Below are 360 nucleotides of genomic sequence, written 5' to 3'. Positions count from 1 at the left end.
CGCTGTCACGGTGATTTCCGGCGCGTCATTCACGTCCGTCACCACTGGGGTATCGCTGTCTGTGCCTGTCAGGCTGCTGTCATTGGTCTGAGTCACCGTCAGATCGATGGTATCTAAGTCTTCACCCGCATTGATGGCGTCTACACCATCTTGCGTCAGTTTCACCTGACCCGTTGCCGTATCTAACGTGTAGTGGCCGTTGGCATTGCTGCCTGGCGTGAAGGTCACGGTTACCGCATCGCCTTCTTCGTCAGACGTCACGTACGTGCCCGCTACATCGCCCACTGCTGCGCCAGCGTCTTCTGTGAAGTCGTTCGCTGTCACGGTGATTTCCGGCGCGTCATTCACGTCCGTCACCAC

1 protein-coding gene is annotated in these 360 nt (G+C 57.8%); it reads right to left on the bottom strand.

Annotated features, from left to right (window positions below; translation table 11 throughout):
• Window positions 1–360: hypothetical protein (locus QQ041_RS19985; RefSeq protein ID WP_285954901.1), on the bottom strand; the 360-nt coding region annotated here is incomplete at both ends.

This window comes from Vibrio sp. TMPB1044 (genome assembly GCF_030442075.1).
In the GTDB taxonomy this organism is placed as follows: domain Bacteria; phylum Pseudomonadota; class Gammaproteobacteria; order Enterobacterales; family Vibrionaceae; genus Vibrio; species Vibrio satsumensis.
This window is presented reverse-complemented; position numbering and strand designations above follow the sequence as displayed.